10 protein-coding genes and 3 pseudogenes are annotated in these 16698 nt (G+C 68.8%); 10 read left to right on the top strand and 3 right to left on the bottom strand.

Annotation, left to right across the window (positions count from 1 at the left end; genetic code table 11):
* Positions 1–37: 37 nt before the first annotated feature.
* From smeC to smeA, 3 genes and pseudogenes are all read right to left on the bottom strand, one after another.
* Positions 38–1454, bottom strand: a pseudogene (smeC, locus tag ACXI0D_RS13030) (multidrug efflux transporter outer membrane subunit SmeC).
* Positions 1451–4599: pseudogene (gene smeB, locus ACXI0D_RS13025) on the bottom strand (multidrug efflux RND transporter permease subunit SmeB). Before smeB ends, smeC begins: the two co-directional pseudogenes overlap by 4 nt.
* A 12-nt stretch (positions 4600–4611) precedes the next feature.
* On the bottom strand, positions 4612–5808 hold the full coding sequence (gene smeA / locus ACXI0D_RS13020; RefSeq protein WP_479642657.1) for a multidrug efflux RND transporter periplasmic adaptor subunit SmeA: 1197 nt from the start codon (positions 5806–5808) through the stop codon (positions 4612–4614).
* Positions 5809–5925: 117 nt separating this feature from the next.
* Here smeA and baeS point away from each other — a divergent pair, with 117 nt between their 5' ends.
* The 10 genes and pseudogenes from baeS (at position 5926) to ACXI0D_RS12970 (ending at position 16538) form a co-directional block, all read left to right on the top strand.
* A complete protein-coding gene (baeS, locus tag ACXI0D_RS13015; protein WP_479642656.1) occupies positions 5926–7329 on the top strand; it encodes a sensor histidine kinase efflux regulator BaeS in 1404 nt (467 codons plus the stop codon).
* Positions 7326–8015, top strand: a complete 690-nt coding sequence (locus tag ACXI0D_RS13010) for a response regulator (protein WP_479642655.1) — start codon at positions 7326–7328, stop codon at positions 8013–8015. The genes baeS and ACXI0D_RS13010 overlap by 4 nt, the downstream gene beginning before the upstream one ends.
* Positions 8016–8149: 134 nt before the next feature.
* Positions 8150–8971 carry a nucleotidyltransferase domain-containing protein gene (locus ACXI0D_RS13005; protein ID WP_479642654.1) on the top strand — a complete coding sequence of 274 codons (822 nt, stop codon included), beginning with the start codon at positions 8150–8152 and terminating at the stop codon, positions 8969–8971.
* A 167-nt stretch (positions 8972–9138) separates the two neighbouring features.
* A complete protein-coding gene (locus ACXI0D_RS13000; RefSeq protein WP_014038860.1) occupies positions 9139–9669 on the top strand; it encodes a gamma carbonic anhydrase family protein in 531 nt (176 codons plus the stop codon).
* Between the two features lie 124 nt (positions 9670–9793).
* The gene (locus ACXI0D_RS12995) at positions 9794–10483 is read left to right on the top strand and encodes an RDD family protein (protein WP_479642653.1); all 690 of its coding nucleotides are present in this window, start codon (positions 9794–9796) and stop codon (positions 10481–10483) included.
* On the top strand, positions 10480–11472 hold the full coding sequence (locus ACXI0D_RS12990; protein WP_101766264.1) for a stage II sporulation protein M: 993 nt from the start codon (positions 10480–10482) through the stop codon (positions 11470–11472). Before ACXI0D_RS12995 ends, ACXI0D_RS12990 begins: the two co-directional genes overlap by 4 nt.
* Positions 11462–13078 (top strand): DUF4129 domain-containing protein, encoded by a 1617-nt coding sequence (locus tag ACXI0D_RS12985; protein WP_479642652.1) that lies wholly within the window; start codon positions 11462–11464, stop codon positions 13076–13078. The genes ACXI0D_RS12990 and ACXI0D_RS12985 overlap by 11 nt, the downstream gene beginning before the upstream one ends.
* Positions 13075–14260: pseudogene (locus ACXI0D_RS12980) on the top strand (DUF4350 domain-containing protein). Before ACXI0D_RS12985 ends, ACXI0D_RS12980 begins: the two are co-directional and overlap by 4 nt.
* Positions 14257–15243 carry an AAA family ATPase gene (locus tag ACXI0D_RS12975; protein WP_049444203.1) on the top strand — a complete coding sequence of 329 codons (987 nt, stop codon included), beginning with the start codon at positions 14257–14259 and terminating at the stop codon, positions 15241–15243. The pseudogene ACXI0D_RS12980 and the gene ACXI0D_RS12975 overlap by 4 nt, the downstream one beginning before the upstream one ends.
* A complete protein-coding gene (locus ACXI0D_RS12970) occupies positions 15240–16538 on the top strand; it encodes a DUF58 domain-containing protein (RefSeq protein ID WP_479642651.1) in 1299 nt (432 codons plus the stop codon). Before ACXI0D_RS12975 ends, ACXI0D_RS12970 begins: the two co-directional genes overlap by 4 nt.
* The last annotated feature ends 160 nt before the right edge of the window (positions 16539–16698 follow it).

Raw genomic sequence — 16698 nt, 5'->3', positions numbered from 1 at the left:
CACCGGAGCGGAAGACATATACACATTGGCGGGCGCGTTACCGTGCGTCCGCGCCACCGCCCAGCACCTTGAACAACGTCACCCGGTTGCCCGCCTCCTGCTGCTGCAGGGCGATCAGGTCCTGCTGCGCGGCATACAGGCTGCGCTGCGCATCCAGCGCCTGCAGATAGCCGTCCAGTCCGGTGCGATAACGCGCATCGGCCAGCGTGTAGCTGCGCTGGCTGGCGGCGACCAGTGCACGCTGGGCGTCCATCTGCGTGGCCAGGTGATCGCGCGAGGCGAGGGCATCGGCCACTTCACTGAAGGCCTGCTGGATCGCCTTCTCGTACTGCGCGATACCGATGTCCTTGCCGATCTTCGAGGCGTCCAGCGAAGCCTTCAGCGCACCGGCGTGGAAGATCGGCGCGGTGATGCTGGGCGCGAACGACCAGCCGCGGGTGCCGGCCGAGAACAGCGTCGACAATGCGGTGGAGCTGTGGCCGTAGTTGGCGGTCAGCGTCAGCGTCGGGAAGAACGCAGCGCGCGCGGCACCGATATCGGCATTGGCCGCCTGCAGCGCGTGTTCGGCAGACAGTACGTCCGGGCGCTGCAGCAGCACGCTTGACGGCAGGTTGGCCGGCAGCGGCGCCAGTGCCACGGTGCCGTCCAGTGCCTGCGCGCTTGGCAGCAATGCCGCGTCCAGCGGCGCGCCCACCAGCAACTGCAGCGCATCACGATCCTGCGCCTGCTGGGTCTGCAGCCTGGCCAGCGCAGCGCGCGCGGCTTCCACGCTGGTCTGCACCTGCGACAGGTCCAGGCCCGAGGCCAAACCCTGTGCGTGGCGGGCCTCGGTGCGCTGCAGGGTCTGCTGCTGGCTGTCCAGGGTCTGCCGGGTGAACGCCAGCGACTGCTCGTCCGGCCGCCAGCGCCAGCCACGCCGTGGCCACTTCGGCCACCAGGCTGGTGCGCGCGGCGCGCTGGTTCTCGGCGCTGGCCAGCCAGTTCTGCAGGGCCTCGTTCTTCAGGCTGCGGATGCGCCCGAAGAGGTCCAGCTCCCAGCTGCTGATGCCCACCTGCACGGCATCGGATTCGGTCACCTGGCTGACGCCGATCTCGCTGTTGGCATCACTCACCCGCGAGCGGGTGACACTGCCGCTGGCATCCACCGACGGCAGCAGCGCCGCGCGCTGGATGCGGTACTGCGCGCGTTCCTTCTCCACCTGCAGCACCGCCACGCGCAGGTCGCGGTTGTTCTGCAGCGCCAGCGTGATCACCTGCTGCAGGCGCGGTTCCAGGAACACCTCGCGCCAGGCCGGCATCGCCAGTGCCGGCCCGGCCTCGCCGGTGGCGGCATTGCCGAACTGTGCCGGCACTGGCGCCTCGGGGCGCTGGTAGTGCGGTGCCATGCTCACGCAGCCACCCAGCACGGTGGTCATCGTTGCGGCCGCCAGGGCGCGCAGCAGCATCGGCTTCATGGACTTGCCTCCGTGGCAGTGGCTTCGGCCGGTGCGCGGCCCGGGAACAGGCGGCGCACCAGCAGGTAGAACAACGGCACGAAGAACATGCCCAGCACCATCGAGGCGACCGTACCACCGGCCACGCCAGTACCCAGCGAACGGCGCGCGGCCGAACCGCGCCGGTGGCGAACACCAGCGGCAGCACGCCCATCAGGAACGCCAGCGAGGTCATCATGATCGGGCGCAGCCGCAGATAGACCGCCTGCAGGATCGCTTCGCGGGTGCGCTTGCCCTGCTGTTCGAGGATGCGCGCGAACTCGACGATCAGGATGCCGTTCTTCGCTGCCAGACCAATCGTGGTCAACAGGCCGACCTGGAAGTACACGTCGTTGTTGAGGCCACGCAGGTTCATCATCAGCACGGCACCGAACACGCCCACCGGCACCGCCAGCATCACCGCGAACGGCACCGCCCAGCTTTCATACAGCGCGGCCAGGCACAGGAACACGAACAGCAGCGAGATGGCGTACAGCATCGGCGCCTGATTGCCCGACAGCTGTTCCTGGTAGGCCATGTCCGACCAGGCATGGCTGAAGCCTTCCGGCAGTGTGTCGGCCAGGCGCGCGATCTCGGCCATCGCTTCACCGGAGCTGACGCCCGGCGCCGGCTGGCCGGTGATTTCCATCGCCGATACGCCGTTGTAGCGCTGCAGTGCGGCCGGCGCGCTGGTCCAGTGGGCGCTGACCAGCGACGACAGCGGCACCATCTGCCCAGCCTGGTTGCGCACGCTCCAGCGCTCGATGTCCTGCGGCTGCATGCGCGCTTCAGCGGTGCCCTGGATGAACACCTTCTTGATGCGGCCCTTGTAGATGAAGTTGTTGACGAAGTCGCCGCCCAACGCCGCGTTCAAGGTGTCATTGATGTCCTGCGGATTCACGCCCATGGCCTGTGCCTTCGCGTCGTCCACCTTCACCGCGTACACCGGCGCGTCTTCCAGGCTGGCATAACGCACGTTGACCAGCTTCGGATCCTTGGCGGCCTCCTTCAGCAGCGTGTTGCGCGCGGCCACGGCGGCGGCATGGCCGGCACCGCCTTCGTCCTGCAGTTCCAGGGTGAAACCGCCCGCATCGCCCAGGCCAAGAATGGCCGGTGGCGAAGTGATGAACACCTGCGCATCGGGCACGCTGGCCATGGCCGCGGTCAAGCGCGCGGCGATGGTATCGGCATCGTCCTTGCGGTCATCCCAGTCCTTCAGCCGGATGAAGGCCTGGCCGACGTTCTGGCCGCTGCCGGTGACACTGAAACCAGCGGTGGCCTGGATCGACAGCACGCTGTCGTCCTTCACCGCAGCGGCACTGAGGCGATCCATCACTGCACGGGTCTGCTCCAGGGTGGAGCCGGCTGGCAGCTTCACCAGCGCGTTGAGCATGCCCTGGTCCTCATCGGGCAGGAATGCGCCGGGCAGGTGCCACAGCAGCAGGCCGGTGGCCACGCTCAGCACCAGGTAGAACAGTACGCCCAGCGTGCGCCGGCCAAGGAAACCATCCACGCGATGGCGCAGGCCGTTGGAGGTGCGCTCGAAGCGGTGGTTGAACCAGATGAAGAACTTGCCCAGCAGGCTCGGCTCGCCGCCGTGGTCACCATGCGGGTGGCCGCCCTTGGGAATCTGGTGCAGGATGCTGCCGCACAGCGCCGGGGTGATGGTCATCGCCACCAGCACCGACAGGATCATCGCCGCGGCAATCGTCACCGAGAACTGGCGATAGATCACGCCGGTGACACCGCTGAAGAACGCCATCGGCAGGAACACCGCGGTCAGCACCAGCACGATGCCGACCAGCGCGCCGGTGATCTGGCCCATCGCCTTCAGCGTGGCCGGCTTCGGTGCCAGCCCTTCGAAGGTCATCACCCGCTCCACGTTCTCCACGACCACGATGGCATCGTCCACCAGCAGGCCGATGGCCAGCACCAGCGCGAACATGGTCAGCGTGTTGATCGAATAGCCGAAGGCCGCCAGCACGCCGAACGTGCCCAGCAGCACCACCGGCACCGCGATGGTCGGGATCAACGTGGCCCGCGAGTTCTGCAGGAACAGGTACATCACCAGCACGACCAGCGCGATCGCCTCGATCAGGGTGATCACTACTTCCTTCAGCGAGATGGTCACGAACGGCGTGGTGGTGAATGCCACGTGGGCCGTGTAGCCATGCGGCCAGTACTTCTGCAGCTGCTGAAGCCGTGCATCGATGGCCTTGGACACGGCGATGGCGTTCGCACCGGCGTTGAGCTCGATGCCCAGCGAGGCCGACGGCTTGCCGTTGAAGGTGCTGATGCTGTCGTAGCTCTCCGGCCCCAGGCCGATCGTCGCCACGTCGCCCAGGTGCACCACGCTGCCATTGGCATCGGCCTTGAGCACCACCTGCGCGAACTGTTCGGGGGTGTGCAGGCGGCTGCGCGCGGTCACGGTCGCGTCCAGCTGCTGGCCCTTCAGCGCCGGCTGGCCACCGAGTTCACCGGCCGACACGTCGGTGTTCTGCGCCTGCAGTGCGGTCTCGATGTCCGACGGCATCAGTGCGTACTGGCGCATCTTTTCCGGGTCCAGCCAGATACGCATGGCGTATTCCTGGCCGATCGGCTGGATGTTGCCGACGCCGCTGACACGGCTGATCTGGTCGTCGATGCGCGCTTCCATGAAGTTGGCGACATCGAAGTTGTCCATGCTGCCGTCTTCGCTGGTGAACGACAGCACCTCGAAGATCGAACCACTGGACTTGGTGATGGTCAGTCCGTTCTGCTGCACCGCCTGCGGCAACGTGGCCATCGCGGCCTGCAGCTGGTTCTGCACCTGCACCTGCGCAGTGTCCGGATTGGTGCCGGTGGCGAACACCAGGTTGACCTGCGCCGAGCCATCGGAAGCGCTGGTGGAGGTCATGTACATCAGGTGGTCCAGGCTCTGCTGGGACTGCTCGATGACCTGGGTGACCGCGTTTTCCACGGTCTGCGACGAGGCGCCGGTGTAGGTGGCGCGGATGGTGATGGTGGGCGGGGCGATCTGCGGGTAGCGGTCCACCGGCAGGATCAGGATCGCGAGCAGGCCGAGCAGGCTGACCGCGATGGCGATCACCCAGGCAAAGATCGGCCGGTCGATGAAGAAACGAACCATGCGCGGCAGGCCTCAGTGCGACTTTTCGTCGGTGTTGCCGTTCGGGTCGATCGCCGGCATTGCTGCCAGCTGTGCGGTGGTGGCCGCCACCGCCTTCACCTGCTGGCCGAGCGAAACCGCACTGCCGTTGCTGACGATCACCCGCTCGCCGGCCTTCAGGCCCTGCGTGATCTGCCACTGGTTGCCCACCACCTGGCCGGTGCTGACCCGCCGCTCGACCACGCGATCCTTTGCGTCGAGCAGGCGCAGCAGCGGCTCGCCACGTTCATTGCGCACCACCGCCTTCTGCGGCACCAGCAGCGCGCGCGCATCGGTGGCCATCGGCAGCACCGCCTTCAGGTACATGCCCGGCAGCAGCAGGCCGTCCGGGTTCGGAATGACCGCGCGCAGCACCACGTTGCCGGTGCCCGGATCGACCGCGCTGCCTACGAACTCCAGCGTGCCTTCATGGGCATAGGTGCTGCCGTCCTCCAGCAGCACCTTCACCTGCGCCTTGCCATCGATGGCCTTCACCAGGCCGGCATCGAGCTGCTTGCGCAGCGCCAGCATCTGCGTGCTGGACTGGGTGACGTCCAGATAGACCGGGTCCAACCGCTGGATGGTCGCCAGCGCCGCGTCCTGGCCGGCAGCAACAAGCGCGCCGGCGGTGACGCTGGAGGTGCCGATGCGGCCCTCGATCGGTGCGGTCACCCGGGTGTAGTCGAGGTTGATGCGGGCGGCCTGCAGCGCAGCGCGCGCGGCGATCACATTGGCCTGTGCCTGCTTCAGTGCCGAGGTGGCATCGTCGGCGTCCTGCTTGCTGGCCGCATCCATGCCCAGCAGCGTGCGGGTGCGCTCGGCCTTCGGCTGCGCCGACAGCACGGTGGCCTCGGCCTGCGCCAGCTGGCCACGCGCGGTATCGAAGGCGGCCTGGTACGGTGCCGGATCGACCTGGTACAGCAGCTGGCCGGCCTTGACCTGCTGGCCTTCGGTAAACAACCGCTGGCGGATCAGGCCACCGATCTGCGGCCGTACCTCGGATACCTCGAACGGTACCGCCCGGCCGGGCAGGGTCTGCTGCAGTGCCAGCGGCTGCGCGCTGGCGGTGACGACGCCCACTTCGGGGGTGGCCGGGGCCTCGGTCCGGCCCGCCGAGCAGGCCGCCAGGGCCAGCAGCAGGGGCAACACCAACGGACGGGAAGAGCGGGACAGCGGACGCAGGAGTGACATGGGGGGCGTGGGGGCCTTTCGTTGACCCTCGCACGCTGCCGTGAAACTGTGCAGAGAATATGGAGATTGTGCGACCGGCTCAGCTGGCGCTTGCTTTCGGCGCCGCATGCGCCGCTAATGGCCCCCGCGATGGCGAAGATTCGACTCAAATTCGGCCTGACCGCGAAGACCTTCCTCGCGATCTTCACCGCCTGCCTGCTGGTGCTGGCAGTGAATGGCATTGCCAGCCGCGTGGCGTTCCAGACCGGCTTCCTGGACTACCTCAACGACCAGGGCGACCTGCGCATGCAGCGCCTGATGCCCCACCTGCAGCGCGAGTACAGCGCACACGGCGGCTGGGAGCATCTGCGCGGTGACAGTGACCGCTGGGCGCGACTGCTGCGCCCGGACCTGGCCCATGGGCACGAAGGCCCGGTGCCGCCGCTGTCCGACCAGACCGGCGTTCCCTCGCGGCTGGGCCTGTTCGATGCGCAGCATCGGTTCGTGGCCGGCAACCCCGATGCCACCAGTGATGATGATCCGCATCCGGTGCAGCTGGATGGGCACACCGTCGGCTGGCTGGGCATGGTGCCGTTCCAGACCGTCATCGCCACCAATGACCTGAATTTCTACAACACCCAGATGCGCGCATGGTGGGTGATCGGCATCTCGCTGCTGCTGGTGACGATACTGCTGGCCTGGCTGGTGTCGCGCGCGCTGCGCCAGCGCCTGGCCAAGCTGGCCGCCGCCACCCACCGGCTTGCCGCCGGCGACTACGCCACCCGCATCGAGCGCACCAGCGATGACGAGCTGGATGCACTGGTCAACGACTTCAACCGGATGGCGCAGGCGCTTGATGACACCGAGCGCAACCGCCGCGCCTTCATCGCCGACATCTCGCACGAACTGCGCACGCCGCTGGCGGTGGTGCGCGCCGAACTGGAGGCGATCGAGGACGGCATCCGCCCGCTGGACCGCGCCAATCTCGGTGCCCTGCAGGGCGAGATCCGCCAGCTGGGCAAACTGATCGACGACCTGCACGACCTGTCGATGACCCAGTCCGGGGGCCTGGCCTACCGCTTCGCCCCGCTGGACCTGGTGGCATTGCTGCGCAGCGAGCTCAATGGCATGCGCGTACGCTTCTCCGCGGCGGGGCTGGCCCTGGAAGAAGCGCTGCCCGCGACGCCACTGCAGGTATCCGGCGACGAACGGCGCCTGCAGCAGGTCCTGGCCAACCTGCTGGAAAACGCGCTGCGCTACACCCATACCGGCGGCCGCGTACGTGTGCAGGCCGCGCGCGTACCTTCCGGCGTGCAGCTGATCGTGGAAGACACCGCTCCGGGCGTGCCGGCCGACAAATGCGCGCTGCTGTTCGAGCGCTTCTACCGGGTGGAGAGTTCGCGCAACCGTGCCAGCGGCGGCAGCGGGCTTCGCCTGGCCATCAGCCACAACATCATCCTCGCCCACCACGGCCACATCCATGCCGAGCCCTCGCCACTGGGTGGGCTGCGCGTGGTCATCACCCTGCCGGAGTCTGCATGAGCACGTCCGCCGCCACGTCCGCGAAGATCCTGATCGTCGAGGACGAGCCACGCCTGGCCTCGGTGCTGCGTGACTACCTGGCCGCCGCCGGCATGACCAGCGAATGGGTGGACGATGGCGGCCTGGTGATCAACGCGTTCACGCGCTACCAGCCCGACCTGGTGCTGCTGGACCTGATGCTGCCGCAGCGCGATGGCGTGGACCTGTGCCGCGAACTGCGCGCCAGCAGCGAAGTGCCGGTGATCATGGTCACCGCGCGGGTGGAAGAGATCGATCGCCTGCTCGGTCTGGACATCGGCGCCGACGACTACATCTGCAAGCCGTTCAGTCCGCGCGAGGTGGTCGCGCGGGTGGTGGCGGTACTGCGCCGCTATCGCCCGGACCCCGCTGCACGCGCCAACAGCGGGCTGCACATCGACGAACCGGCGGCACGCGCCACCTGGAACGGCAAGGGCCTGGACCTGACGCCGGTGGAGTACCGCCTGCTGCGCACCCTGCTGGCCACGCCAGGCCGGATCTGGGCACGCGACGAACTGCTTGACCGCCTCTATCTGGACCACCGCGTGGTGGTCGACCGCACCGTCGACAGCCATGTGCGCAACCTGCGCCGCAAGCTGGCCGACGCCGGCATGGAAGGCGAGCCGATCCGTTCGGTATACGGGATGGGCTACAGCTACGAACCCTAACCGGTCGTGCCGGCCGCTGGCGGGCAACCGCAGAATTCCAGCTGCGCCCATGAGGTTGCCGGCCAGCGGCCGGCACGACCCGTGCGCAACTGCGTTACAGTCGAGCACGCTCGACATCAACGAATCACGACTGCATGGACGACATCCACCCGATCGCGCCGGACAAGCGCGCCGCCCTCCTTTCCACCCTCGCCGGGATCGAACAGCGCCACGATGTGCGTGTGCTGCTGGCCTGCGAATCGGGCAGCCGTGGCTGGGGCTTCTCTTCGCCGGACAGCGACTACGATGCGCGCTTCATCTACGTGCATCGCCAGTCGTGGTACCTCAGCGTCAACGAATCCACCGGCCCCGGCGAAGCACAGCGCGATGTGATCGAGCTGCCGATCGACGAGGAGCTCGATGTCAGCGGCTGGGACCTGCGCAAGGCACTGCGGCTGGTCTCCAAATCCAATCCAACGCTGATCGAGTGGCTGCGTTCGCCGATCGTGTATCGGCAGGATGATGCTGCGGTGGCGCAGCTGTGGGAGGCGGCGAAGGGGTTCTATTCGCCGCTGGGCAGCTGGTGGCACTACATGAGCATGGCGAAGACCACGTACAACCGCCATCTGGGCGAGCCCACCATCAGTACCAAGAAGTACCTGTACGTGCTGCGTGCCCTGCTTGCCTGCCAGTGGATCGAGAGCGAGCCCACGCCGCCGCCCATGGCCTTCGAGGACCTGCTGGACCGGCTGCTGCCGGACGGTCCCGTGCGCGACGCCATCGACGCCCTGCTGGTGGTGAAGCGAGCCAGCGCCGAAGTCACGGCCCGTCCGCGCGTCGTCATCATCAGCGACTACATCGACCAGGCAATGGCCGTGCGCGCTGCGCAGGCCCCGGCGCTGCCGGCAGGACAGGGCGACAGTGCGTGGCTGGACGCGCTGTTCCGGAAGATGCTGGCCGAACACGCGCCTGCATGAAGCGCCGCAGCTGCGCCTGGTAGTGCCGGCCGCTGGCCGGCAACCTCATGGCGCGCCTGGATTTCCGTAGTTCCCGGCCAGCGGCCGGCACTACCCCGCGGCAGGCACGCGGCGTGCGGACCACGCGGGTATCATCGCGGTGAACGCCCTGATTTCCGGAGACACCGATGAACCCGCTGCGCCCCTTCCGCGACAAGATGCCCGTCCTCGGCGAGCGCGTGTACATCGATCCGGCCTGCACCCTCATCGGTGACGTGGAACTGGCCGAGGATGTGTCGGTGTGGCCGGGCACGATCATCCGCGGCGACGTCAACTACGTGCGCATCGGTGCGCGCACCAATGTGCAGGACGGCACGATCATCCACGTCAGCCACCACAGCCCTTACAACAAGGCCGGCTACCCGACCCTGATCGGCGAAGGCGTGACCGTCGGCCATGGCTGCATCATCCACGCCTGCACCATCGGTGATTACAGTCTGATCGGCATGGGCGCCTGCATCCTCGATGGCGCCCGCGTGGAACGCCATGGCTTCGTCGGTGCCGGTGCGGTGGTCGGCCCGGGCAAGGTGGTCGGCGAAGGCGAGCTCTGGGTCGGCAACCCTGCCCGCCCGGCGCGCACGCTGAGCGACAAGGAGATCGAGTCGCTGCACTACTCGGCCGACCACTACGTGCGGCTGAAGGACGAATACCTGGGCTGAGCGGCCAACGCCGCCATGCGGCTCTGCTAAAGTCTGGGCCCGACCAGGACCTGTCGAGACCCCCCATGCCTGTGGCTGCCTGCCGGAGAGGACTCCGCCGCCCACAACGAAGGCCATCGCACTGATGGCCGCACCGATGCTCGATACCTACCGCGAGGTGGTGACGCCGGAGGGTGTGCCGCTGCAGTTGCCGGCGGCCGGCCCGGTGCCACGGGCGATGGCCTGGCTGGTGGATCTGGGCGTGCGCATCGCGGTGCTGGTGATGATGTCGATCCCGCTGGCATTGCTGGACAAGTTCGGCTCCGGCCTCTACCTGGTGCTGATGTTCCTGGTCTACTGGACCTACCCGATCGTCTGCGAGGCACTGTGGGGCCGTACCCTGGGCAAGCGCGCACTGGGCCTGCGCGTGCTGTCGCGCGATGGCGCGCCGGTGGGCTGGATGGCCGCCATCACCCGCAACCTGCTGCGCACCGTGGACATGCTGCCGTTCGGCTATGCACTGGGCCTGGTCAGCAGCCTGTTCGATCCCCACGGCCGCCGCCTCGGCGATCTGGTAGCCGGCACCGTGGTGGTGCATGCGCCGGTGCTGTACCTGCCGCCTCCGCCCACCATCGACAGCGTGCTGGCCCCGCCGCAGCCGCTGCGGCCGGAGGAACAGGCGGCACTGATGGCCTTCGCCGAGCGCGCGCCGCGCTTGTCGGCGGCACGCCAGCAGGAGCTGGCTGGCATTGCCGAGCCCCTGACCGGCACCCACGGCCAGATCGGCGTGCTGCGCCTGTATGCCATGGCCAACTGGCTGCTGGGGCGACGATGAAGCAGGAGCAGTTCGTCGCCCGCTACCAGCAGGAATGGCAGGACCTGGAACACTGGCTGCTGCTGCGCGCCGGTGCTTCGCGCCGCACGCGGCGCAAGGCCAGCGCGCTGGCGCTGGACGATACCGCCTTCCCGCAGCGCTACCGGCGCCTGTGCCAGCAACTGGCGCTGGCCCGCGAGCGCGGCTACAGCCCGCAGCTGGTTCAGCGCCTGCAGCAGTTGATGCAGCAGGGCCACAGCGTGCTGTACCGCACGCCGCCGACGCGCTGGCGCGGTGCACTGGAATTCCTGGTGGCCGACTTCCCGCTGCTGGTGCGCAGCCAGGCGCGCAGCATGTGGGTGGCGCTGGCGATGTTCGCGCTGCCGGCGCTGGCCTGCTTCGTGCTGGCGCAGGTCTATCCGGACCTGATCCACATGGTGATGGACAACCGCCAGATCGCCGAGATGGAGCGCATGTACGATCCTGCCGCCGAGCGCCTGGGGCGCGACAGCGGCACCGACTGGATGATGTTCGGCCACTACATCCTGAACAACATCAGCATCGCCCTGCGTACCTTCGCCAGCGGCCTGCTGGCCGGCCTGGGCACGCTGCTGGTGTTGCTGTTCAACGGCGTGATCATCGGTTCAGTGGCCGGCCACCTGCAGCACATCGGCCATGGTGATCCGTTCTGGCGCTTCGTCGCAGGCCATGGTGCCTTCGAGCTGACCGCGATCGTGATCGCCGGCGGTGCCGGCCTGCAGCTGGGCATGAAACTGCTGGCACCCGGCCGGCGCAGCCGCCTGGATGCGCTGGTCGAGGGTGGCCGCATCGGTGCGCGCCTGTGCCTGGGCGTGGCGTTCATGCTGCTGGTGGCCGCCTTCATCGAGGCCTTCTGGTCGTCGATTGCCGAAGTACCGGCGTGGGGCAAGTTCAGCGTGGCCGGCGTGCTGTGGGCCGGCGTGCTGCTGTGGCTGTGGCGCGGCGGACGCGGAGGCGGCAATGCGCATTGACCACCTGGACGTCGTGCTGCGCGCGCGCAGCGGCTGGGAAGCGATGGAGCTGGGCAGTGCCCTGTCACGCCGCCACGCGCGCGCGGTATGGGGCAGCTGGCTGATGGCCAGTGCGCCGCTGTTCGTGGTCTTCAACGCGCTGGGCTGGTGGCTGGATGCGTTCGGCTGGGCCTGGCTGGCGATGTGGTGGTGCAAGCCGCTGTTCGAACGTGCGCCGCTGTACGTGCTGTCGCGCGGCATCTTCGGCGAGCCGGTCGGTACGCTGGCGGCGCTGCGCGCGCAACGTCACTGGGGCAACAGCGGATTCTGGGGCTACCTGGGCTGGCGCCGTTTCAGCGTGCTGCGCAGCCTGTGCCTGCCGGTGAACCTGCTGGAGGGCAACGCACCGGCCCAGCGCGGTGCACGCCGCCGCGCCGTGGTCGCCGGTGCCGCGGGCGCCGCTGTCGTGCTGACCGTGGCCTGCATGGCCTTTGAAGCGGTGCTGGTGTCCGGCGCGATCGGCGCGGTGTTCATGTTCATGCCACTGGAGCTGATGTCCGAATCGTGGCGGGCCGCATGGGACATGATCGGCCAGGACACGCCTGCATGGGCGCGGCTGGGCTTCAACCTGGCGTGCTGGCTGGCGTCGGTGCTGATCGGGCCGTTCTACGTCGGCGCCGGCTTCGGCCTGTACTTGAACCGGCGCACGCAGATGGAAGCCTGGGACGTTGAGATCGCCCTGCGCCGCCTGCGCGAGCGGCTGCTGCCGGCGGCGCCGACGCTGGCCCTGCTGCTGTGCCTGGCGCTGCCGCTGGTGTCCATGCCGGTGCATGCGCAGGACGCGCAGACGGTCGCGGAGCAGGCAGACGATGCCGACGAGGACGAAGACAGCGCGGAGGAACCAGCCACCGCGGCGAACGATCCGGCCAATGCACCGGCCATGATCTTCGGTGCGGCGCCAGTGGACACCGCCGGCTTCCGCCAGGCGGTGAACCGCGCCTATGAAGATCCGCTGCAGCGCCCTACCCGCCAGGTCACGCGCTGGAAGCCGATCGAACAGGCCGAGGAAAAGAAGAAGGAAGATGCGTCGCCACAGGGCGACAGCAGCAACAAGGGCGAGCGCAGCAACCGCAAGGCCGGCATCGCCTGGCTGGCGCGCCTGGCCGAGTGGGGCCTGTGGGGCCTGCTCGGCATCCTGCTGCTGGTGCTGCTGCTGACCGCGCGGCTGTGGCTGCCGTGGCTGCGCGGCAGTGGCCGGCGCAAGGCCGACGCTGCACCGCAGGTGGTGGAAGAACAGGTGGAGCTGCCGGTCGTACTGCCGCCGGACGTGGCCACCCAGGCCGGCCTGCTGTGGGACCAGGGCCGGCCTCGGCAGGCGCTGGCCCTGCTGTACCGCGCCAGCGTGCGCACGGTGGGCGAGCGCAGCGGCATCGCGCTTCCGCCCGGCGCCACCGAAGCGCAATGCCTGCGCGCGTCGCGGCGCATGCCCGATGCCACCGACCGTGACCTGTTCGCGCGCATCGTGCGCATGTGGCAGTACGCCGCCTACGGTGGCCGCCTGCCCAGCCGCGCCGATTTCGATGCATTGGCCGATACCCTGCGCCAGCAGTACAGGTGGCTGGCATGAGCCCGCGCCTGTTCTGGTCGCTGCTGCTGGGCGCGCTGGTGCTGTTCGGCGTACCGCTGACGATCCTTTACCTGCGCACGCACGAACGCGTGACCGAGACCGTGCAGCTGCCGCCGCAGGGCGAAGCGGGCTACAACCCGCTGTACGTGCTCGGCCAGGCCCTGCGCGCTGATGGCATCGATGTGCACGCGCGGCCGCGGCTGGACCTGCAGCAGATGGCGCTGGGCCCGCACGATACGGTGGTGCTGCTGCAGGACAGCAGCGAGCTGCCGGCGCCGGCGGCCAGGGCCCTGCTGGCCTGGGTCGATGGTGGTGGCCATCTGCTGGTGCGTACGCCGCCACCGGCCGAGGACGACGCCAGCAGCACGCAGGGCCCGCTGCTGGACCAGCTGGGCGTGGACAGCCTGTACCAGCAGAGCGACTGCCAGCCGTTCCACGTCATCGACGATCCCAGCCATGTGGAGTTCTGCGGCGGCCGTCGCTTCACGCTGGGCTTTGCCGCCCGTGCGCAGGCCGAACGACGCTGGGGCAACGAGCGCAACCTGGTGTTCGCGCGACTGCGCCATGGCCAGGGCAAGGTGAGCGTGCTGGCCGATATGGAATTCATGCGCGGCGAGGTGGATTCGCCGGCGGCCCGCCTGGCGTCGGCTGCGGGCAAGGCCAGCGACGGCCTGCACGATCTCTCGCACCGCGACCTGACCCGCTACCTGCTCGATCCGAACTACGGCAAGGGCGCTTTCTGGCTGGTCTAACGCCAGCCGCCCACCGTCGCTGTGGGCGCGCGTGTTCTACCAGGGCTGGCCGGTGTGGGCGCCGCTGCTGCTGGCCCTGCTGGGCTGGCTGTGGGGCCGTTCGCAACGCTTCGGCAGCCGCCTGCCTTCGCCGGTGCTGGAGCGTCGCTCGCTGCTGGAACACGTGCGCGCCAGCGGCGAACTGCTGCTGCGTTTCGGCCACGGCGCGCGCCTGTATGACGCCGTGCTCGCCCTGTTCCTGCATCGCCTGCGCCTGCGCGCACCGGTGGCCGCCGCACTGGAGGGCGCGCCGCGCGATCAGGCCATCGCCGAACTGCTGAAGTGGCCGCAGGGCCGCGTTGCCAGCGCGCTCACGCCCCCTCCGCCGCACGATTCCTCCGCCCTGCGCGAGCGCATCCGCTTGCTGCTCCAGATGAGATCCCTGCTATGACCGAAGTCCCCGAGCTGCCGGCGGCCGCCAACGCCCGCCTGATCGAACGCGTCGATGCCATCCGCGATGCCGTCGGCCACGCCTTCATCGGCCAGGCCGATGTACTGGACCAGATCCTGGTGGCGCTGCTGGCCGGTGGCCACGTGCTGATCGAGGGCGTCCCCGGTCTGGGCAAGACCCTGCTGGTGCGTGCGCTGGCACAGGCCCTGGAACTGGATTACGGCCGCGTGCAGTTCACCCCCGACCTGATGCCCAGCGACGTCAGTGGCCATGCGGTGTACGACCCGAAGAGCGAGAGCTTCAAGATCCGCCGCGGCCCGGTGTTCACCAACCTGCTGCTGGCCGACGAGATCAACCGTGCGCCGGCCAAGACCCAGTCCGCGCTGCTGGAAGTGATGCAGGAAGGCCAGGTGACCATCGAAGGCAAGGCCTTCACCCTGGCGCCGCCGTTCATGGCGCTGGCCACGCAGAACCCGCTGGAACAGGAAGGCACCTACCCGTTGCCGGAAGCACAGCTGGATCGTTTCCTGCTGAAGGTGCTGATCGACTACCCGCAGCTGGAGGACGAGAAGCGCATGGTGACCGCGATCACCAGCGGCCGTGCCGCCAGCGATTTCGACCTGAGCCGGGTGCCGCGTGTACTGGGGGCTGGCGAGCTGCTGGAACTGCAGCGCGCGACCGCGGCGATCACCGTCGATGACGAAGTGATCGACTACGCGGTGCGGATTGTGGCCGCCACGAGGCAGTGGCCGGGCATCGCGGTCGGCGCTGGCCCGCGCGGCAGCATCGCGCTGGTGCGTGCCTCGCGCGCGCAGGCGGTGCTGGCCGGCCGTGACTTCGTCACTCCGGACGATGTGCGCGACATCGCGCGCCCCGCGCTGCGCCACCGCATTGCACTGGCCCCGGAACTGCAGATCGAAGGCCAGGACGCCGACGATGTGCTGGGCGCGTTGCTGGCCAAGGTGGAAGCGCCGCGCCGATGAGGCCGGCCCCGCTGCTGCTGGCGCTGCTGCTGGCCTGGGCTGCCCTGGGTGGCCTGGTGCTGGGCGGGTTGCTGCCGCGCTGGAGCTGGGCGCTGGCGGCGCTGGCGATTGCCGTGCCGGCGCTGATGGATCTGTGGCGCCAGTCGCGGCGTCCGTCGCCGCATGTACAACGCGAGCTGCCCGAAGCACTTGCGCTGGGCGTGCGCCGCGAGGCCGCGCTGCGGCTGCAGGCGGACGCACCGATGACGGTGCAGGTGTTCGATCTGGTCCCCGGTGGCTGGCCGCTGGAAGCGCTGCCGCAGCGCGTGCGCCTGCAGGCCGGCAGTGCCTCCACGTTGCACTACCACCTGCAGCCGCTGCAGCGTGGGCACTTCCGCTTTGAAGGCGTGCACCTGCGCATGCGCTCGCCGTGGCGGCTGTGGTGGCAGCAACGCACGCTGCCACCGGCGCTGGACGTGCGGGTCTATCCGAACTTCGTGCCGCTCACCCGCTTCGCCCTGTTCAGTGCCGACCAGGCCTCGCGGCTGGTCGGTGCGCACGTGAAGCGCCGCCGCGGTGAAGGCACCGACTTCCACCAGATGCGCGAGTACCGCATCGGCGACAGCCTGCGCCAGCTCGACTGGAAGGCCACCGCGCGTGCGCGCAAGCTGATCTCGCGCGAATACCAGGACGAGAAGAACCAGCAGCTGCTGCTGATGCTCGACAGTGGCCGGCGCATGCTGGCCAGCGAAGGCGGGCTCTCGCACTTCGACCACGCCTTGAACGCCTCGCTGGTGGTGGCCTACCTGGCGCTGCGCCAGGGCGATGCCGCCGGCCTGTTCGCTGCTGGTGGTGAACGCCGCTGGGTGGCGCCGCAGCGCGGCATGGGCACGGTCGAGCACCTGCTGCGCGCCAGCTACGACCTGCAGCCGCGCGCGGTGGCCACCGATTACCTGGCCGCCGCCACAGAAGTGTCGCTGCGCCAGCGCCGGCGTGCGCTGGTGATGCTGGTCAGCAACGTGCGCGACGAGGACATCGAAGACCTGCTGGCGGCGGTGCGCCTGCTGCAGCGGCGCCACCTGGTGTGCGTGGCCAGCCTGCGCGAGCGTGAGCTGGACGGCGCCTTGGAGGGCGAAGTGCAGACGCTGGAAGACGCGACCCAGGCCGGTGCCGCGGCGCTGTACCTGCAGCAGCGCGCGAAGGCGCATGAGGCGCTGCGCAGTGAGAAGGTGATGGTGCTGGACGTCACCGCCGATGCCCTGCCGGGCGCGCTGGTGGAGCGCTACCTGGCGGTGAAGCGCGAAGGGCTGCTCTGATACCAACGATCGCTCTGGTGGGTGCCAACCTTGGTTGGCACGAAACCCAAACCGCCGACCAAGATCGGCATCTACCCACGGCGGTTGCCGGCCAGCGGCCGGCACTACCCCTGCAACAGCCGACGCATCGCTCTGGTGGGTGCCAACCTTGGTTGGCACG

This window comes from Stenotrophomonas sp. C9D9, assembly GCF_056491205.1.
The sequence above is the reverse complement of the archived record's forward strand: the minus strand, read 5'-3'. Positions and strand labels throughout refer to the sequence as shown.